This window comes from uncultured Lamprocystis sp. (assembly GCF_903933125.1).
Classification (GTDB): Bacteria; Pseudomonadota; Gammaproteobacteria; order Chromatiales; family Chromatiaceae; genus Thiodictyon.
In genome coordinates, this window is the sequence record NZ_CAIZIZ010000575.1 from 1 (window position 1) to 18,152 (window position 18,152).

The 18,152-nt window shown below is 64.2% G+C and carries 24 protein-coding genes and 1 tRNA gene; 8 read left to right on the forward strand and 17 right to left on the reverse strand.

Translation table 11 applies throughout. The annotated features are described in order from the left end of the window. The 10 genes from QZY03_RS31085 to QZY03_RS31130 form a co-directional block, all read right to left on the reverse strand. The coding region (locus tag QZY03_RS31085; RefSeq protein WP_295588139.1) for a S49 family peptidase at positions 1–1,040 on the reverse strand (1,040 nt) is incomplete at its 3' end. Positions 1,041–1,211: 171 nt separating this feature from the next. After that, on the reverse strand, positions 1,212–1,667 hold the full coding sequence (locus QZY03_RS31090) for a hypothetical protein (protein WP_295588142.1): 456 nt from the start codon (positions 1,665–1,667) through the stop codon (positions 1,212–1,214). A 411-nt stretch (positions 1,668–2,078) separates the two neighbouring features. Then, the gene (locus tag QZY03_RS31095; RefSeq protein WP_295588145.1) at positions 2,079–3,443 is read right to left on the reverse strand and encodes a phage/plasmid primase, P4 family; all 1,365 of its coding nucleotides are present in this window, start codon (positions 3,441–3,443) and stop codon (positions 2,079–2,081) included. Continuing rightward, the gene (locus tag QZY03_RS31100) at positions 3,427–3,990 is read right to left on the reverse strand and encodes a primase-helicase zinc-binding domain-containing protein (protein WP_295588147.1); all 564 of its coding nucleotides are present in this window, start codon (positions 3,988–3,990) and stop codon (positions 3,427–3,429) included. The genes QZY03_RS31095 and QZY03_RS31100 overlap by 17 nt, the downstream gene beginning before the upstream one ends. Then, positions 3,987–4,916, reverse strand: coding sequence for a ParB N-terminal domain-containing protein (locus tag QZY03_RS31105; RefSeq protein ID WP_295588149.1), 930 nt, complete (start codon positions 4,914–4,916; stop codon positions 3,987–3,989). The genes QZY03_RS31100 and QZY03_RS31105 overlap by 4 nt, the downstream gene beginning before the upstream one ends. Positions 4,917–5,314: 398 nt before the next feature. Then, the gene (locus QZY03_RS31110; RefSeq protein ID WP_295588152.1) at positions 5,315–5,575 is read right to left on the reverse strand and encodes a hypothetical protein; all 261 of its coding nucleotides are present in this window, start codon (positions 5,573–5,575) and stop codon (positions 5,315–5,317) included. A 10-nt stretch (positions 5,576–5,585) separates the two neighbouring features. Further along, positions 5,586–5,858: a hypothetical protein gene (locus tag QZY03_RS31115; RefSeq protein ID WP_295588155.1), complete on the reverse strand. Its 273-nt coding sequence runs from the start codon at positions 5,856–5,858 to the stop codon at positions 5,586–5,588. Between the two features lie 97 nt (positions 5,859–5,955). Further along, complete coding sequence (locus tag QZY03_RS31120) at positions 5,956–6,624, reverse strand: hypothetical protein (protein WP_295588157.1); 669 nt, start codon at positions 6,622–6,624, stop codon at positions 5,956–5,958. Then, entirely contained in the window at positions 6,621–7,706 is a 1,086-nt protein-coding gene (locus tag QZY03_RS31125; RefSeq protein ID WP_295588158.1) for a site-specific integrase, read from the reverse strand. The genes QZY03_RS31120 and QZY03_RS31125 overlap by 4 nt, the downstream gene beginning before the upstream one ends. A gap of 250 nt (positions 7,707–7,956) precedes the next feature. Next, positions 7,957–8,046 (reverse strand) — tRNA-Ser (locus QZY03_RS31130). Positions 8,047–8,274: 228 nt separating this feature from the next. On the opposite strand from QZY03_RS31130, the gene QZY03_RS31135 reads away from it, so the two are divergent. Both QZY03_RS31135 and QZY03_RS31140 read left to right on the forward strand, forming a co-directional pair. Beyond that, positions 8,275–8,943 (forward strand): Bax inhibitor-1/YccA family protein, encoded by a 669-nt coding sequence (locus QZY03_RS31135; protein WP_026199749.1) that lies wholly within the window; start codon positions 8,275–8,277, stop codon positions 8,941–8,943. A gap of 111 nt (positions 8,944–9,054) precedes the next feature. Next, positions 9,055–9,243: a hypothetical protein gene (locus QZY03_RS31140; RefSeq protein ID WP_295588161.1), complete on the forward strand. Its 189-nt coding sequence runs from the start codon at positions 9,055–9,057 to the stop codon at positions 9,241–9,243. A gap of 170 nt (positions 9,244–9,413) precedes the next feature. Here the strand turns inward: QZY03_RS31140 and QZY03_RS31145 are convergent, their stop codons facing one another. Beyond that, entirely contained in the window at positions 9,414–9,722 is a 309-nt protein-coding gene (locus tag QZY03_RS31145) for an XRE family transcriptional regulator (RefSeq protein ID WP_295588163.1), read from the reverse strand. A gap of 14 nt (positions 9,723–9,736) precedes the next feature. Beyond that, positions 9,737–10,009 (reverse strand): hypothetical protein, encoded by a 273-nt coding sequence (locus QZY03_RS31150; RefSeq protein WP_295588166.1) that lies wholly within the window; start codon positions 10,007–10,009, stop codon positions 9,737–9,739. Positions 10,010–10,691: 682 nt separating this feature from the next. Between QZY03_RS31150 and QZY03_RS31155 the strand changes: the two genes are divergently transcribed. The 6 genes from QZY03_RS31155 (at position 10,692) to QZY03_RS31180 (ending at position 13,141) form a co-directional block, all read left to right on the forward strand. Beyond that, the gene (locus tag QZY03_RS31155; protein WP_295588169.1) at positions 10,692–10,952 is read left to right on the forward strand and encodes a UPF0175 family protein; all 261 of its coding nucleotides are present in this window, start codon (positions 10,692–10,694) and stop codon (positions 10,950–10,952) included. Further along, entirely contained in the window at positions 10,949–11,221 is a 273-nt protein-coding gene (locus QZY03_RS31160; RefSeq protein WP_295588172.1) for a DUF3368 domain-containing protein, read from the forward strand. Before QZY03_RS31155 ends, QZY03_RS31160 begins: the two co-directional genes overlap by 4 nt. Positions 11,222–11,306: 85 nt before the next feature. Next, positions 11,307–11,876, forward strand: a complete 570-nt coding sequence (locus tag QZY03_RS31165) for a hypothetical protein (RefSeq protein WP_295588175.1) — start codon at positions 11,307–11,309, stop codon at positions 11,874–11,876. After that, positions 11,873–12,016: a hypothetical protein gene (locus QZY03_RS31170; RefSeq protein ID WP_295588177.1), complete on the forward strand. Its 144-nt coding sequence runs from the start codon at positions 11,873–11,875 to the stop codon at positions 12,014–12,016. Before QZY03_RS31165 ends, QZY03_RS31170 begins: the two co-directional genes overlap by 4 nt. Positions 12,017–12,133: 117 nt before the next feature. Then, a complete protein-coding gene (locus QZY03_RS31175; protein WP_295588180.1) occupies positions 12,134–12,691 on the forward strand; it encodes a cyclopropane-fatty-acyl-phospholipid synthase family protein in 558 nt (185 codons plus the stop codon). 129 nt (positions 12,692–12,820) lie between these two features. Continuing rightward, on the forward strand, positions 12,821–13,141 hold the full coding sequence (locus tag QZY03_RS31180) for a hypothetical protein (protein WP_295588182.1): 321 nt from the start codon (positions 12,821–12,823) through the stop codon (positions 13,139–13,141). A gap of 162 nt (positions 13,142–13,303) precedes the next feature. On the opposite strand, the gene QZY03_RS31185 is transcribed toward QZY03_RS31180, so the two are convergent. The 5 genes from QZY03_RS31185 to QZY03_RS31205 are packed head-to-tail and all read right to left on the reverse strand — an operon-like array spanning position 13,304 to position 18,119. Continuing rightward, complete coding sequence (locus QZY03_RS31185; protein ID WP_295588185.1) at positions 13,304–13,807, reverse strand: ferritin family protein; 504 nt, start codon at positions 13,805–13,807, stop codon at positions 13,304–13,306. Next, on the reverse strand, positions 13,804–15,633 hold the full coding sequence (locus tag QZY03_RS31190; protein ID WP_295588187.1) for an FAD-dependent oxidoreductase: 1,830 nt from the start codon (positions 15,631–15,633) through the stop codon (positions 13,804–13,806). Before QZY03_RS31190 ends, QZY03_RS31185 begins: the two co-directional genes overlap by 4 nt. Beyond that, positions 15,633–16,775, reverse strand: a complete 1,143-nt coding sequence (locus tag QZY03_RS31195; RefSeq protein ID WP_295588191.1) for an NADH-quinone oxidoreductase subunit D — start codon at positions 16,773–16,775, stop codon at positions 15,633–15,635. The genes QZY03_RS31190 and QZY03_RS31195 overlap by 1 nt, the downstream gene beginning before the upstream one ends. Further along, positions 16,765–17,343 carry an NADH-quinone oxidoreductase subunit C gene (locus QZY03_RS31200; protein ID WP_295588194.1) on the reverse strand — a complete coding sequence of 193 codons (579 nt, stop codon included), beginning with the start codon at positions 17,341–17,343 and terminating at the stop codon, positions 16,765–16,767. Before QZY03_RS31200 ends, QZY03_RS31195 begins: the two co-directional genes overlap by 11 nt. Next, the gene (locus tag QZY03_RS31205; RefSeq protein WP_295588197.1) at positions 17,340–18,119 is read right to left on the reverse strand and encodes an NADH-quinone oxidoreductase subunit B; all 780 of its coding nucleotides are present in this window, start codon (positions 18,117–18,119) and stop codon (positions 17,340–17,342) included. Before QZY03_RS31205 ends, QZY03_RS31200 begins: the two co-directional genes overlap by 4 nt. Positions 18,120–18,152 lie beyond the last annotated feature (33 nt).

The window sequence follows — 18,152 nt, forward strand, 5'->3', positions numbered from 1 at the left end:
ACGGGGCGCGCGTTGACGCGATTCAGCCAGTCCCGATGAAGGTCGGGATGGGCACGGCCGGCGGCCATGTGGGCTTGTCCCAGCGTCATGCCGTGGGCCTGGTACTGTTGCACGGCGCGCTCGTAGGTCGGGAAGGGGGCGGGCAGGACGGCCGCAGCGGCGGGGGTGGCAATGGACATAGCGTAGGTCTCCATCGGGGGCGCCCCAGCAGGGGCGCCGGTCATCAGCAGGGATTGCAGGGACGCAATACGGTCGGCCATGCGGGCGGCGACGGCGTACTGTCCGATCAGCATGCCTCCTTGCCCGAAGTCGGCAAGGACCGTTTCTTGAGAAACACGGCGCGCGGCGGCGACATCCGCAACGAAGACCTCGGCGAGTTGATCCACCAAGCGTTGCGCCTCACCCCGGCCGGACGGGGTGTCCGGGGCAACGCGTTTCAGCGGGCTTTGGCTCGACACGATCTCGACCGTGGGCTTTTCGCCGGGGCGTTCCACGGGGGGCCGGTAGGTCATCACAACGCCGATCGAGCCCAAAATGGCGGTGGGACTGGCAACGATTTCGTCGGCGGCGCTGGCGATCCAGTACGCGGCGCTGGCGGCCAGATCGCCGACATAGGCGGTAACCGGTTTCGTACTGGCGCGAATCTGCCGCGCGAACTCGGCAATCCCGCAGGATTGACCTCCAGGTGAATCGATGCTCAGGACGATGCGCGAGACGGTCGGGGAATCCAGCGCGGCCTGGAAGTCGCGCGCCAGGATCTCCAAGGACGTGGCTCCGGACACCTCGGTAAACAGGTTCGCATAGCGAAAGATCGGCCCTTGGATCGGGATCACGGCGGTTCGGCCGTGGGTCTGGACGGTGCGCGCATTGTCCAGGGGGCGCCCCAACCGGGTGGCAACGGCCTCGGGGCTGTCATTCAGTCGGCTGGCAATGCAAATGAGTTGTTGCATCGCGCTGGCTTCGATCAGCCAGGGATCGCGGCCTAGCAGGTCCAGGGCGGCGAGTCGGGAGCGGTGGGCAGGGGGTGGGTCGGTATCCATGTGGGCCTCGCGACTGGGTAAAAGTTCCCCCCGATGGCCCGCGGGGGGGGGCGGTCGCTATCACGCCGGCGACAGCGCGCGGGGACCACACCCGCACCGGTCTCGCGCAATCATCTACGCGAGACCTTCATTTTTCGCGAGGCTCAACGAAACCGCTAGAGGGGGCCTTTTTCACTGCGAGTAGCAGATGTTGGAAAGGCCCCGCGCGGTTTCTGGTAGCTCCCCGAGCTTGCGGGCCATGAACAGTTCGTGCACGATTCGGCTCATTTTGGGGTCTGGGTTGGCGGTCAGGTCGCGGTAGGCGGGCCACAGCCGATGGAAGCGATGGATCTCCTCGGCCAGGGCAACCGCGCGTGCCCAGGGGGTGGCACCCTCGCACAGCGCATGGGCGGCCCGCAGGTGCCGGTGCTGCTCTGCCCGCCGGTAGATCGTGCGGGCGCTGGCCTGGCACGGCATACCGCGGAGTCCGAGCGCGAGCTCCAGGGGAACGCCTTGCTCGATCCAGCGATGCACGGCGCCCACCAACAACCGCCGATCCTCGAACGCGGGGAGTTCACCAGACGCGAGGGCTTCGGAAAGTCGGATCAGGGCAACCGCCGGGTTCGCGTCATCGTCTGAATCTATCATGTAATTCATTGTTATCGGAAAAACCTGTTTATTACGTTTATAAACACGGACGAAACGAACCCCAAAATCTCTGAAAAACCGCGCCTTGAGCGCCTCGGTAGCGCGACCAGGCGTCAGAGGTACCTATGACCCTTCAGCATGGGCATTGGTCAGTGGATCTCAGAATCGGCCAAGCGTCGGTAGATCGGGACGCGGGCGCGCTTGCCTGGCCAACCCCGGACCCCGGTGACGTACAGAAGAAACAGAAGGATTGAACCGACCCCGGTCCCATGCCTGTGCGCGCCCGCGCGTAGAGGGCTTTAAGGGGCGTTTTTCGTTCTGTTTCTTCTGTTTCTTCTGTACACATACACTTTAAGTTATTACGATAGTGACAAGTTCTTGTTCTTGGATCGCACAAAAACACTTTAGGTGTCAGGTCATTGACGTAGGAACAAGCCCGATCCCGCGAATCACCCAATACCCGTTACTGGTTTGCGAGATCACATAGCCTAACCCTTCGATTCTGCTGAAGAACTTCCGCTTGGCTAGCGCTTGGCGGCCGTTGTCCTTGCACCACGCCCGGAACGCCTCGTACGCCTCGCCCCGGACCGCGACGGCGGCAGCGTCAACGCGCACCGCGTCAGCATCGGCGAGGAACTCCGCTACCGCGTCGGATGACTGGCGCCAACGCTTGAGTACTGCATGATGCGCGGGCGAGTTGGTGAATCCCCCTCGCGCGGCCAGGCGCCGGGCGCCTTCCAGTCCCCACCATGCAACCCCGGGTAATTCCTCGCGAATGATCCGCTCGCCTAAGTCTTCGTCGCGGTCGGTATCGGGCACGGAATTGGCGAAGTCGAGACACAGCCAGCGACGCCAGAACGCCGGGTGTTGGTCGCGTGTCGTGATGAAGTCATTGCTGTTGAAAATGTGCCCACAGGTCGGTCGGAAACTGAACACCCGCCCGAAGGGGTGCCGACCCTGTACCGCATCGCGCCCCGTGATCAGCTTGAAAGCAGCGGCAGGTAACTCTTTGTCGGCGGGCAGTTCGCCGACGAGGTTGATCCGCAACCCGGCCAGGGCCGCCGCGTGGTAGTCATCCGACCACGCGAACGGCGACACCGACCCCACGAACTGCGGCGGAAACAACGCCTCGATCAGGCGCAGGACGGTGGACTTGCCGGCCTGTGCCTTGCCATGCAGTAGCACGGCCCGCTCGTAGCGGTAGAAGGTGCCGACCAGGGCGGCGCCGACGATCTCTTGGAGCAGGCGCTGTTGCGCAATCGACGTGCCCAAGTCGTCATGCCGAAAGCTCTGATCCAAGAACTGATCGAAGCGGCTGGTATCCGTATCGGCCGGGGTGACCGCCATTGCGCACCGCTGCCGCAGTTCCGGGGACGGGGGCGAGACGGTGAACTCCGACCCGCGCACGGCGTAGAACCCGTCTGGCGTCATGCAGCCGATGGGCGCCCCCGCAAAGTATTCAGGGCAGGCGGTCATGTCGTGCACCAGGGCGGCCACGGCCTTGTAGTCCGCGTACTTTTTGCAGTTCTGGGACCGGAACCGCGCGCCGATGTCGGTATGGATGCGCTCAGGAGGGATCGCCTCCCACAGTCCGCTCGTCTCGCGGTACGCCCATAGCCGCCCCTCGTCTGCGACGGGTGCCAGCGCGCCTTGGGTCGCGATCCAGTCCGTTGCGATGTCGAAGTGAGTCTGCTCCGGAACGGCTGGTTTCGGGTCGGGCGGCTTCTTCCGGCCACGCGGAGGGCTGTCCAGGATCGAGCTAACGGCGGCCGTCATAGAGGGCCTCCAGGCCGTTGCCGATGCGACGGGCGGCGAGACGTTCCCGCTCCCACTCGTCATCCGGGAAGGGGCGCCAGTCGGGACGCGCGGCCCGGAACTTGGCATCGCGGGCCAGGGTGCGGCTCGTCACCCGGTTCTCGATCACACTGACGAGGACGCGTAGCTCGTGCAGCAGTGCGTCCTCGATCTCTGCACGGTCGGCGGCCCGCGCGTGCCTACGGGCTTCCTGCCGTGCCTGGGGGGTATCGTCGCCCGTGACTCCGAGATACTTGGCGACGGCGGCGAGGGCCTCACTTGGGGTCATGCCAAGACAGTGCCCCAGCAAGGCGAACCCATCGCCCGCGATCCGCTCGCCCCCTCCCCCACAAATCCACGTCCCATCGCCGTTCTTGTCATCGAAGCGAAAGCGGTCTTTCCCGCCACAACCAGGGCAGGCGTGATGCCGGTCGGTCAACGTCTCCGCAGGGATACCGAGCGATGGCAGCATGTCCGGCCAGCGGCCACGGGCGGCGGCCTTGACCTTCGCGAAGGATGGGGCGGTCATCGGCCACCCCACAGACCTTCGCGGCGCTCTTCCTCGTCGGTCAGGCGCAGCAGAACGAACTGCTTCGCCAGTGATGTGACCGGGACGCACCACACCTTGGCCATGGCGCGTAACCGCTCCCAATCGTAGTCGTCGAACGTGAGGGTAACGGGCGCGTTCTCTTCGTCCTCGGACGGCGCCGGCTGGCGGACCGCGGGCGCTGGATCTGATGCGGGCGGCGGGGGGGCGGTGACTGCGGCTTGAGCGGGCGGCGCCGGCTGGGGCTGGGGCTTGGGGGCGGCCTTGGTCCGCGCGGCGATCTCGCGGAGCTTGGCGTTGACGGTCGTCTTGCCGGCCAAAACCTCTTGCTCGTCTTCCGTGGTGCCTTCCTTGGCGATCTTGAGGGCACGTTCAACGGAGCGCGCAGATACCCCGACAGCGACCCCAGCAGTCTCCGTGGCCTTACCCGATTTGTTAACCCTAGCGCCACGTGGCGCTAGGGTTGCCTCATCGTGTGCTTTTCCGGCCTTCTCGCGAACAGCAGCGGCGGCTCGATGCCAATCCATGGCCTTGGCAACGATGATCGCTTTTTGCGATGGGGTCAGGTGTCGGCGGTGTAGGTTCTCCGACAGCACGAAGGCCACAGGGTCAGGGCCAGACCACGCCTCGTAATGGGTCTCGATCCCGAGTTGCTCGCAGGCGCGCGCACGGTGCCGGCCGTCAAGGATCTTGTCCTCGTACAGCAAGACCGAGTGCCGTTGGCCGTGGGTCTTGATGTCCTCGACGAGGTTCTTGAAGTCGGCGGGGGTCATGTTCGGCAGCAGCAGACAGACCGGGTGGACCTCGGGGGGCACGTCTGGACGCACCGGGGTATGTGGGTATTCCGTTACTGAGAGGTTGGCTCCCGGCTGGATGCCGCGGCGCCGGGTGCGGGCGGGGGCGCTCATGAACGCGTTTCCCAAGAAACGGCGGACGCGCGCCGGGTGTCTTCTTTGCGGAGGGGGGCGCGGGGCTTGGGTGCGGCGGGGGCGTGTTGGGTGGTTGTCATGGGTCAATCTCCAGCAAGTGGGATTGACCGCGAACGGGCAGGCGTGGCACGACAGACCGACCCCGGGCGGGGTACAATCTTCATGCCGGCGACCGGATCGCGGTCCTTACGCGGTGGGCCTTTCTGCCAAGGCAGGCCCATCGCGACGGCATAACCCTACTCCAGCTTGTGGCAGTCCCGCAAGCTCCCCAGACGCCTCGTCAGGCTCGCTCCCTGTACGGGGCGTCTTTTTGGGGGTGCCCCAGCGGCTTTTCTGGCGGTTCTGGCGGGCGCGGCGGATAGCGACAGACCGGCGGCTCATCGCGGCTGCTCCACTTCGTCAGGCGCATCGCTCAGGGCGGACAGGTCCGGGGGTGTCCAAGGGCACTCATCGCGGGCGGTACTTGCCAACTCGGCCGCCCGCTCGGCGAGGTATTCGACGGCGCCGATCAACCCCGACAACTGTTCCTTGGCCCCATCATCGCGCGAGTCGATCAATGTCTGTTGACTGGCGGCGCACCCTCTGATCGAGTGAACCAAGCGCCATAGGTCGTCATACGTGGTGCGGTGATTGTTCATGACGTGCCCCCTATGCCGCGACGGCGGTTGATTGGGTCGCAAGCCATTGAGCGAACCGCGGGCGATTCACCAGGAGACGGGGGCGCGTCGCGCCGGGGGTTTTCAACTCCACCATGGCACCAGACGCCAGGAGCCCGTTCGTCTCGCGGAAGCGGGCGAGCCAGCGAAGGCTTTGCACGGAGCCCAACTTCTGCCGCTCGAAGTCGCGGGCGAAGTGCTTGAAGGTGTGGAAGTCGGTCAGGTCGGGGGCGGCCGTGGGCGCTGGGGTGGGATGGTCGAACATATGCTGTATCTCGCTAAATGATGGTGCGAGATAGTGTGATCGCGGACGGCGAGCGGAACTATGGGCAATAAATACAGCCGATTATTGCCCATTGACATTAGGCGGCGGGTGTGGTTTTCCCCGCTTGATGTTGCCACCCTGCGACATGCGCCAGAATCGCGGCGAGTCTTTGCTGATCGCCCGCGGTCGCTTTGAAGGTGTATCGCCCCTCGAACTCCGCTTCCCGCATTCCGGGGCGCCAATACCAGGCGGGGCCGCTGATCGTCAGGGCGAGCGGCGCACTGTGAATCCGTGCGCTCGGATCGAACCAGATGGATAGAGGTTCCTTCGTGCCCGTGTCGCTGGTTGTTTCACCAACAATCTGCAAACCGTTGGCTAGAAGTTTCCCGGTCTGCTCTTGCTCTTTGAATAGAACCCGGTAAACCCCACCCTCGCCATAAGAAAGCATTCGCTCTATTGCTTGGCACGCGACCATCTTCCCCTGATGGAACCAGCCGGTTTGCAGGCAATACGCCAAGGCCACAGCAACGCGGCGAGCATCACGACGGGGGCGGCCTTTGACCTTACTCGGCGGGTTAGATGGTAGACCAATAAACACCAAATCAAGTATTGGTCTGCCGTGGTCGTCAAGAGCAAGAGACCCATTGACGAAACCGACCATTGAACCCTGCGAATACGCGGGGCCAGACACCGGCTCCCGGCAGTGTCCATCAGCCGATTGGATCGCCTCATGCACTGCAAGATCAATCCGATCCGGTGCCTTCATTTGCGCTTGCCGTCCAGCACGCCAGACAACGCACCTTCAAGAAGCGCGCGCGAGTCCTCTGCAACCAGGTGGACATAGCGCGCGGTCAGACCCGGGCCGGAACGGTGCCCCAAGATCGCGGCGATCTGGAAGGCCGAAGCCCCCGCACGGGCAAGGTAGGAACCGCAGGAGTGCCGTAGGTCGTGGATGCGCAGATTCTCGACTCCCGCGGCGGCCTTGGCCTGGTTCCATGCCCAATCGAGCGGCGGGTTCTTGTCGGACGTCACTCCAGGGAACAGGCGGGGATCGTCCAGGCGCCGGACCTTGGCCCACTCAGCCAGGCGGGCGCGGGCTTCGCCGATCAGCGGAACCCGACGATCTTCGCCGTTCTTGGTCTCGCGGAGCAGGATGCTTCCGGCTTTCAGATCCACGTCTGCCCAGGTGAGTTTCATCAACTCGCCACGGCGGGCGCCGGTCGCCAGGGCCAGGCGGACGAACACCCCGAGTCCGGTCCAGTTGGCCCGGTCGCAGGCCTCGAGCAAGCGCGCGCGCTCCCCGTCCTCCAGACAGCGGCCGAAGCGGTTGTTGTTCTCGCGACGTTGCCGGATACCGGCGGCGGGGTTCTCTCTGATCCCGAACCAACCCGCGTCCATGGCGGCCTTGTAGATCGTGCTGATTGCGGTCCGGTAGCGGTTCAGGGTGGCCGGTGACAGGGTGCGGTCGGTCGCGGTGACCAGGTGCCCCCCTTGCCGCGCGGTCATCCCAGCAAGCCGGGAAAGTCCCTCCCGCACGGTGTCGCCCGTGAACTCGGACAAGGGACGGTTGCCGTACTCGTCACGCCACCAACCCGCACGGGCGGTCACGCTCACGTCTTTGCCGCGGTACCGCTCCATAAACCGGTCGATCAGTTCCGCCAAGGTATGACGGCGCAGCTCGCCCCCCAGCAGCTTGGCCCAACGGTCAAAGTCGGCTTCGACCTTGGCGGCGAAGTCGGCGGCCTCGCGCTTGGTGCGGAAGTACTCAACGAAGGTCTGGTTCTTGCGGCGGATGCGCACTTGCCAGGGCTTAGCCTTGCGGTTCTCCAGCTTGGTGATGCTCGCCACGGTCTGCACTCCCGCAGTCCGACCGGGTAGGATGACGGGTAGCCATCGGCCGAACCTCGTTACAGGTTGGAAGGTGGACAGAGCCTCGGGGATGGTCGCACGTCCTCGGGGCTCGCTTGTTTACGGGCCACAAGAACCCGCAACACGGCGCCAGTGTAGAGCAACCCATCAGGGTTGTGGACTCAATTTGGACTCAAACCAGGGAGGGAAGCGCGGGGGGAAGCGTCAAACGAGAGCTAAGTGTTTGATCTGGCGGAGAGGGTGGGATTCGAACCCACGGAGGGGGTAAACCCTCAACGGTTTTCAAGACCGTCGCTTTCAGCCGCTCAGCCACCTCTCCATAAGGAGGCGGGATCGAGACCAGGGCCTTGCACCTGGGACCACTGACCCTACCTTCAGTCTATCAGGATAACCGAATCCGCTCGCGCACCCAAGCACCGAAATTCTTGCCGTTTCGCCGCGCTCCGGTATCCTTAGGGGAACTCGGCCGTTCCGTTCGGGTCTCACCACACGCCAAGTTCCACGACGCTGTTCACGTCAAGCAATCTTCACGAGGAGTATGACCACCATGGCCAACACCGACTACACCCTGATGCGCGGCGCCCAAGGGGCGATCAGCGCGAACAAGGTGCTCAAGAACACCTACATGCTGCTGGCGGCAACGCTGGCCTTCTCGGCCGTCACGGCGATGCTGTCGATGGCCCTGCAGATGCCGCCCATGGTCTATATGGGCGCGGTCATCGTGTCCATGCTGCTCGGCATCTTCGTGCTGCCCAAGACCGCCAACTCCGCGTCCGGCATCGGCGTCATCTTCGGCATCACCGGCCTGCTGGGCTTTGGGTTGGGCGCAATCCTCAACGTCTACATGGCACTGCCCAATGGTCCCGAGACCGTCGCCTTGGCCTTCGGCGGCACCGCGCTGATCTTCCTGGGGCTCTCCGGCTATGCCCTGACCGCCAAGCGTGACTTCAGCTTCATGGGCGGCTTCATGTTCGCCGGCATGATGGTCGTCATGCTCGCGATCATCGCCAATCTCTTCCTGGCCATGCCCGCGCTGTCGCTCGCCATCTCCTCGGCCATCATCCTGCTGATGAGCGGCATGATCCTCTACGACACCAGCCGGATCGCCCGCGGTGAAGAAGACAACTACATCATGGCGACCTACAGCATTTATCTCAGCATCTTCAACATCTTCATTAGCCTGTTGCAGATCCTGGGGATCATGGGCGACGACTGACCTGACACGGGCCGCCTGACCGCGGCGGCCCGTGGTCGAGGTTGACCGCGTTGAAACCCCGGCCCGGTGCCGGGGTTTTTCTTGTTTGCGACACTCACGGGGGATACGGCGATGGAGCTTTTTCTGAAGATCGCGATGGCGGCGGTGTTGGTGCTGCTGTTGTTCCGGCTGTGGCCGGCCTACAAACACTGGCAAGAAAGCGGCCGTAAGGCCGAGAAGGGCGACTGGCTGGCCGCCCTGCTGCCCCTGGGCGGGGTGGTGCTGGTGGTGATCCTGCTGATCGTGGCGGCGCGGGCTTAGCCTATCCCGAGGATCGGGTCAACAAAGAGTTCGAACAGATCGGGGCCGTCGCGGAGCGTCGCCTTGAGCACCAGCAATGCCGTTTGTCCGGGAATAGATTAATAGTTTGCGCCAAAAAAAGCTGAAACTCTTTAGCTTCCATCGGTTACCTCATCAAGTCCGATAGGCTGCTAGGCCGCAGACATCTCATCCATCAATTCGGGATGGCGCACGATGAGCCGCAACAGACATAGCACCCCACCCGGCGGCGCGAATCGGCCTTGCTCCCAATCCCGCAGGGTCGCGACCGGTGTGGCGATGCGCTCGGCAAATGCCGGTTGCGACAACCCTGACTGCGCTCGGGCGGAACGCACCAGGATCTGCTCGGCCGTCGTGACCCGGCCCATACCCGCCTGAGCCTCCTCGAGCGCCTGGCGCAGGTCCGGCAGGGCCTCGCCCGCGTCCGCCTCAATGGCCTTGGCAATCGCCTCAATGTCCATGTCAGATCTCTCGTTCAATGTCGGCGGGTGCGATGTTGGCAGGTTCCAACTTGGCGTAGAGCATGTTCAACACCACCGTACCCCTGCCCGGTCAGGTTGAAGTAGATCACCCGCACACCGCCGCGCTTGCCCGCCCAGGCGCGACCCCAGCGCAGTTTGCGCCTGGGATCACATCCCTCCGCCAAAGGATCGGCGGCAATCCAGTCGATGAATTCAAGCCGCTGCGCCTCCGTCCAGACCTTTTCGGCCTGCTTCTGGAAGGTCGGCGTTTCGATCACGGTGCGCATGAGGACGATTGTACGGGCATCCCGTAGCTGCTGTCCAGACGTTCGGTCATCGCCTTGTTCTTGACCGCATCCCAGGCGATCTAGTGGGCAACCGGTGGGAAACCGGGGAGGTGTCCCGGTACTGCGCTAGCCGTTAAATGGGTCTCGCGGAGGGCGAGGCCAGGGCAATGTGCGTCGCCGGGGTCAACCTCGTGCGCAGCACCTCGGAGGACAACTCGACCCTCGTCGCCGCGACCGGCCTGCCGGTCGAGACCGTCGTCAACCTGCCGCAGTCAGTTCCGGGGACAGTTTGCTCGATTGCAGCAGCAACAAAGTATGAAATAAGTAAACTGTCCCCGGAATTCGCTTAATAAAACGATGAAAATCACCGGACAGCAGCCCGACCGACGGAGTGGACCATGGCGGACTTCAAGGCCCAACTGGGCCGCGCGGATCATCCCGGACTCGCAAGCCAGGCCGAACGGCTCGCGCGCATCGTGCCGGGACCAAAACCCTCGGTCACTGGGCAGTCACTGCCGCCCGACTCCCCGGTCTTCTGCGGCCGGGAGCGCGAACGGGGGGAGGCCCCTGGGCGTCCTGCGCCGGCCCGACGATGCGGACAGCGTCTCGCCACTGATCTTCCTGGACCGCGCGTATACTCGCCACCAGCGCACGCCCCCGCACAATCGACCAGGAGCAGCCTATGACCTTGGCCCACATCGAGATTCCGATAGATGTCCTGGACTCCGCACGGTTGTCGGTGCAGGAGGTCAAGCAGGATCTGGCCCTCACGCTCTACGCCCAACGGCGCCTGTCCATCGGCAAGGCACGGGAACTGGCCGGTCTGTCGCTCTGGGAGTTCCGCCAACTGCTGGGCTCCCGGCGCATCCCGCCGCATTACGATGAGTTGGACCTCGCCGAAGATCTCGTCGCCTTGAGCGAGTTGCGCCAGACCGGATCATGACTGGCGTCGTCAGCAATACCTCGCCACTGACCAACCTGGCCGCGATCGGTGCGACCTTGGTCTTGATGGACGAGCGAGACGGTCGGCATCGGGCGCAGCGCATGGGACTGCGGACCATGGGGGTCGTTGGCGTGCTGCTCCTCGCAAAGGAGCGCGGGCTCCTGTCGGCCGTCCGTCCGAGCCTGGATGCCTTACGTTCACAGGCCGGATTTTGGCTGAGCGATGCCGTCTATCGGCAGGCGTTGGGCATTGCGAAAGAGACAGCCTGAGCGTCAGACCACCGCGTCTCTTTTCCCCTGACCCCGATAGGTGCTTTAATCCAGCCGTCACCGACCCCCACGAACGGAGCGGACCATGGCGGACTTCAAGGCCCAACTGGGCCGCGCGGATCATCCCGGACTCGCGAGCCAGACGGAGCGCCTCGCGCGCATCGTGCCGGGGCGCAACCCCTATGTCACCGGGCACTCGCTGCCGCCTGACTCCCCGGTCTTCTTCGGCCGGGAGCGCGAACTGGCGGAGACCCTGGGTGTCCTGCGCCGGCCGGACAAGCCCGGCAGCGTCTCGGTGCTCGGGGAACGGCGCTTCGGCAAGTCGTCCTTTCTGAACCAGGTCTGGCAGGCGCTCGCCGCCGAGCCGAACCTGGTGTGCATCCACGCGACCACCCAGGACTGGAGCCAGGCCTGCCCTGAGCGTTTCTTTGGCGGACTGCACCTGGCCATCCTGGGCGCACTGGACGCAACCGCGCACGCGCCCCGCGCCAAGCCGCCCGCCAAAGGCAAGAGGGCTAGGTCCGGGAATACGCGGATCTACGCGACTTCATCCGGCCCCTGGCCCGCGCTATCCGCCAACTATCCGCAGGTTTGGGTAGCCATCGACAGAAGTCGAGGTTTCATGAGGGCCAATGGCTTTCGCTGCCCTGCGTGAATGCCAAACGCAGCGACGGCGCACTGGTGTTCCGGGATGGCAGCATCACCTATACTATTCAGGGTGATCGGCGCTTGAAAGGCGAGGATCACTGGTCGGATGCCGATGCCGGAACCAAGGGGCAGGTCGTCCCTGAGTAATCAACGGCGGCTATTCCGGCGCAATTCGGGTGGGCAACACGTTCAACCCTTTCCGCCTCAAGGAGACAACGTGTATCGGTCGAAAGGCGTAGCAGGACCGCATCGAAGGAGGCTGCCATGCGGGCATCCAAGTGTGCCTTTGGCGGCGGTGTCGGGATGACCATCCCGACCCTGCCGGTGCGCTGGATGTATCGGTTCTCATCAACCAATGCGTTCTCCGAGCGCGGGTTGTATTTGAACCTCGGCTACTGGGCCGAGGCGCGGACGATCGACGAGGCCTGCGAAGCAATGGTTGAGTTGGTCGGCCGAACGGCCGGCCTCACCAGTGCCGACGAGGTCGTGGATGTCGGCTTCGGGTTCGCGCAGCAGGATATTTACTGGACCCGGCGCTTTGCCCCGCGGCGGATCATCGGCATCAACATCACGCCCGAACAGGTGCGCCTGGCGCGGGTCCGCGTCCGGAAACTCGGCCTGGAGGAGCGGATCGATCTGCGCGAAGGCTCGGCCACCGCGACCGGGTTGCCCGACGCCTGTTGCGACGTGGTCACCGCCGTCGAGTGCGCCTTCCATTTCGAGACCCGCGAGCGCTTTCGCAGCATTCCCGAGACGCTGTATGAACCATTCGATTACGTCCTGGCCGCGGCCCGTCGGCCAGGTACCGAGCCAGTCAAATAGTCTCCGTGCCAACGTCTTATGATGGAGCGGCGCTGCCGCGGCCGACCTCCCGATGCGACTCCTGCGAGATCCATAGGACGTGCATAGGAGTGTATGATTCAGGTCCCCGAGACATCATGAGACCCGGCCATGCGTACCCGATTTCCTTCAGTCCTGCTCGCTGCCCTGCTCCCGTCCGTGCTGACGGTCGCTGTTGCCGATGTCATTCCGAGACCCAACAACTGCCCCAGGGGCTACTATCCCGACGGCAACTACTGCGTCAGTGATTCCGACGCTCGGTCGCCGTCGCGCGGCTATTACGGTAATTCCCAGGAGCCCCCGCCAGGACGCCACTCCGGCTACCCGACCTACCAACCGCCGGCGATCATTGACAAGCATGGCAACTGCCCCGGCGGCTACCATTCCAATCAGAAGGGCAAGAAGTGTATCCGCGACGGGTATGAAGACTGAGAAAAGCTGAAAATCACTCGTGGGAGCGGCCTCCGGCCGCGATGCGGTGCCGCGCTGAACTCCGATCCGGCATAGATCCGGCGAGACTCCATCGCGGCCGGAGGCCGCTCCCACGGGGGCGCCGTGCGACTGTCACGCTAAAGCGGACGGCTGTTCCCGGCCTCAGACGCCGCCGCTATGCACCGTCTCGTAGTAGAGCTTCTCGAGCTCGGCCTTGTGCTTGGTCTCCTCGTTGGCCAGATAGACGAACAGGTCCCGAATGGGGCCGGGCGCGGTGCCATCGGCCAATGACTGGTAGTGTTCCATGGCGATGTGCTCGCGCCCCATGGCGTACTGCAGCACCGCCTGGTCGTCCGGGCGGGGGCCCAAGTCGGGCAGGTGGATGGCGTCGGAAAACCGGGTGTTGTTGGCGGGCGTCTGGACCTCGACCGCGACCTGCTCGACGCTGTCCGGATGGTCCGCGAGACCACGCAGCAGATCGTAGTGGCATTGCTCCTCGGCGGCCAGTTCCTCCGCCAGCCAGCGGATGTTCTTACTCACCTTAGGGGCCAGGTCGCGGTAGAAATCACGGGCGCTGGATTCGAACGAACAGGCAACCTCCAGGATCTCTTTCAGCGAGGTCTTGGATTTGATCCGATCGTAGCTGCCCTGGTGACCCTCGATCATGGTGCGTGCTCCTGAACGGAGAGATAGGCGTGAATGCTGTCCGCGACCCGATGCCCGTCGGCGACGGCCGACACGACATCCGGACCGCGCACCATGTCGCCCGCGGCCCACAGCCACTCCAGATTGGTGCGACCCTGACTGTCAACCTGCAGGCGCCCGCGATGCCATTGCAGTGCTTCGGTCAGGGCCTCGCCCAGCAGGTTTACGTCGGCCGCCTGACCGATGGCCTCGACCACCAGGTCACCCGGATGAATCTGCTCATCGGCGGGGTCATAACTGGGGGCGAACCGACCCGCGGGATCAAATATGGAGCGCACGCCCCAGGTCCGCAACCCCGCGACCTGACCCTCGCGCATCAGGATCTCCTGCGGTCCGCGGGCATCCAGGATCTGCACGCCCTCCTCCCGCGCCTCCCTGATCTCATCCGCATCGGCCAGGAAGTGGTCCAGGTCTTCCAGCGCCGTCAGCGTGATCCTGACCTCGCCATAGCGCTGCTGCTGGAGCCGCGCCAGGGTGCGGGTGATATCCATGGCCACATTACCGCCGCCGATGATCACCGCGGACTGGGGGACCTCGATTGGTTCACCCGCCGCTACCGCCCGCAGCAGGTCCACGGCCCGCTTGACACCTGCCTGATCGGCGCCCGGCACCCGGGTGGAACGGCCCATCCAGAGGCCGACGCCCAGGACCACCGCGTCATATTCCGCCTGCAATCGCTCCATGGTCAGGTCGACACCGACCCGGGTGTTGTAGCGAATTTTTACGCCCAGGGAGGTGATGATATCCAGGTCACGGTCGAGCCGGTCGGCCGGCATCCGATAGTCGGGGATGCCGTAGCGGACCATGCCGCCGCCCTGTGCCTGGGCTTCCAGGACAGTCACGTCATGCCCTTGCCGAACCAGGTCGAAGGCGGCCGTGAGTCCGGCCGGTCCGGCGCCGACAATCGCGACCCGCTTACCGGAGATGAAATCGGCCCGACCCTCGGCCGCGATCTGTTTGACCCGCGCGTGGTCCACCGCGTCCATGGCGTAGCGCTTGAGCCAGCGAATGGCGATAGGGGCACCGCGATGGCCCACCGAACAGGCGGTCTCGCAGCGATGGGTGCAGACCCGGCCGCAGGTGTGAGCGAACGGATTGGTGCGGTAAATCTCGCGCACCGCACCTTCCAGATCGCCTTTCCAGATGGCGCGGATGTATTCGGGGGCGTGCATGTGGGTCGGACAGGCGTCGTGGCACATGCCGCACTGGACACAGCGCGACGCCTCAATGAGCGCCTGATTGGCGTCGTACCCGGCCACGATCTCAGCGAAATTCTCGATGCGGACCGCCGCGGCCTGCTCAGTCATCGGCTGGCGTTCGAGTGCGACCAGATCCGCGTCGGTCGACTTGGCCCAGCCCTTGGGATAGGGCGTGCCGTGGATCCCCCGGGCGTCGGGGAGAATGAAATAGCTGTCCAGCTCGCTGTCCAGGCAGGTATGAACATATTCACGCGAGAGCGCGATCGACCCCGTGGGACACAAGTCCACACACAAGGCACACCAACAGCAGCGGCCGTAGTCGATGGCCGGCCGCAGATTGCGGATGCCCTTGGCCGGGTCCTCAGCCAGGCCGGGGACCTTGACCATGGTGATCGCGGCGTTGTCGCAGACCTTCTGGCAGGTGCTGCAACCGATGCACAGGTCCCAGTCGTTCAGATGGAAGCCGCGGTAGTTCGCCGAGGCCGGCCGCGGACCCAAGGGCTCGGTGATCGGCTGCCGGGCAAAGAACGACAGGTTCTTGAGCGGACCGAGCAAACCGCCCCGGTCCTGGTGATCGATGTCGCGCATCAGCGATCCACCTCCGGGGGGCAGGCGTCGAGTGAGAACATGATCTGGGCGACATCCTCGATCCGGCACCCGATCGCAAGCTGTTCCAGCACCTGGACCGCGTGCATCTGGGAGGGTCCGCGGACATGGGTGCGGTAGGGCCGCTCACCGCCGTCGGAGACCACATACCAGGCGAGTTCACCCTTGGACGACTCAACCCTGGTATAGGTGGAGCCGGCGGGCACATTCCAGGCCAGCGGATTGGGGATGGGGCAGCGGATGGGTCCGGCGAGCGTGGGCAGCCGCGCCACGACCTGACGAATGATCCGGATACTCTCCTTGATCTCCCGGCGCCGCACCAGCGCCCGCGCCCAGGCGTCGCCCGGCGCCTCGGTGGGAATCTCGAACTCGAGCTGATCATAGACCAGATAGGGATCATCCCGGCGCACGTCGAACTTCAGACCGGTGGCACGCAGATTCGGCCCGGTCACCCCCCACTCCAGGGCCTGCTGTTGACTGATCGGACCGCAACCCCGCGCCCGGTGGACGAAGACCTGGTTGGTGAACAGCAGGTTGTCATAGTCCGGCAAACGCGATTCGAGATAGTCGAGGGTATTGGTGACCCGCTCGCCGAAACCGTCCGGCAGATCCCGGCGCACGCCGCCGGGAATGTTGTAGATATGGTAGACACGCCCGCCGGTCATTTCCTCGAACAGATCCAGAATCAGATCGCGATCGGCGATGCCCCAGAACATGGGGGTATACATGCCGGTGGTGGCCGCATGACCACCGAAGATAAAGAGATGCGCGGCGATGCGTGAGAGTTCGAGCTGCATTACGCGCAGCCATTGCGCCCGCTCCGGGACCACCAGTCCGCACAGATCCTCGACCGCCAGACAATAGCTGACTTCCATGGGCACCGGGTCCGGCACGCAGATGCGCGGCGTGATGGCCAGGTTCTGAATCCACAGCCGGCCCTCCATGAGCTTCTCGAACCCGCGGTGCAGATAACCGGCATCGGCCCGCCCGGCGATGACCCTGTCCCCATTCAGACGGAGCTTGAAGGCGTAGTTGCCCTCGATGCCCGGATGATTGGGACCGATATTGAGCTCATAGTCGTAGCTCGGCGGCTGTCGCTGCGCCTCATAGTTTTCAGGTCTCATCGACAGTCCTCCGGCTGAAGCGCTGCTCGTTGGGCGGCACGGCGATGCCGCCGCCGCGCGCCTCCAGATCCTTGAGCCAGTCCGGATGATAGTCTTGCCAGCCGAAGTGCTGATTCACCCAGGCTTCCGAATCGAAATCCTTGCGCATGGGCGGTGGGCCGTCCCATTCGGTCAGGATGAACCTGCTCAGATCCGGACTGCCCTCGAACCAGACGCCGAACATCTCATGGATATCCCGCTCGAAGAACGCGGCAGGGGTATAGATATCATACACGGAGATATAGACGCCCGGCTCGCGCGGGATACGCGTATGCACCGAGACCAGGGACTGTATCTCATAAGACCAGCAGTGATACACCAGCTCGAACTGGCCGGCGTCGATCCAGTCGACACAACTGATGGCGGACAGGTGCACAAAAGACGCGCGTCCGCGCAGCAATTCCAGCAGCGCCGGCAAGGCGTCGGACGCCACCTCCACCCGCAGCCGCCGACGCGACGTGCGCCGGACCTCGATGCCGTCCAGTTCGGCCAGCAGGGTGTCGAGCCAGGTCGTCAGTTCGTTCGTCATTGCGCTGTTCCATCCTGGTCCGAACGGCTCCGCCGCCGCATCAACTCCGGAATCTCGATGCGCATCTCCAGGGCCTCCAGCGGACGCTGATGCTGTTCCAGCAGCGCGGTATGCGCCCCCAGGGTCGCGGGTCCGAAGAGGTCGTAATGACGTGCCTCGGCAATCACATCGGTCGAGGTCTGCCAGTCGGCGCCGAACAGGCGCTGCTGATTGCCCAGATAATAGTCATAGCGTCGGTAGTAGTCCTTCCAGGCGTCGGCCCGACCGGTGCGAATGTTCTCGATCAGGCCGCGCAACCCCTCGATCACCGCTTCCGGACGCGGCATGCAGCCGGCGATGTAAATATCCACCGGCATATAGTCGTTGAGTTTCTTCGCGGTCGCATAGCTCTGCCAGTACATGCCGCCGTTGACGGTGCAGGAGCAGATACCGATCACATACTTGGGTGAGTTCATCTGCTCATAGGTCAGGATCACCCGCTTCAAGGTCTTCACCGAGACATAGCCGGTGATCAGCAGAATATCCGCCTGACGCGGCGAGACCATCGGCTGAATGCCCAGCCGCTCCATATCGAAGCGCGAGGTCATCGCCGGGGGCAACTCGACCGCGCCGCAGCCGGTGCAGTAATGCAGCATGAACAGCGACCGCGACTGCGCGAACCGCACCAGTTCGTCGAACACCCGGGCGAACGGGTTGGTGCGCGCCGCCCCGGCCTTCACGCCAATCTCAACCGGCAGCGGAGCGCCGGGCGTCGGAACTTGATCGATGTGGGTCACGCGTCACCTGCCAAGAAGGATGGGGCCGCGAAT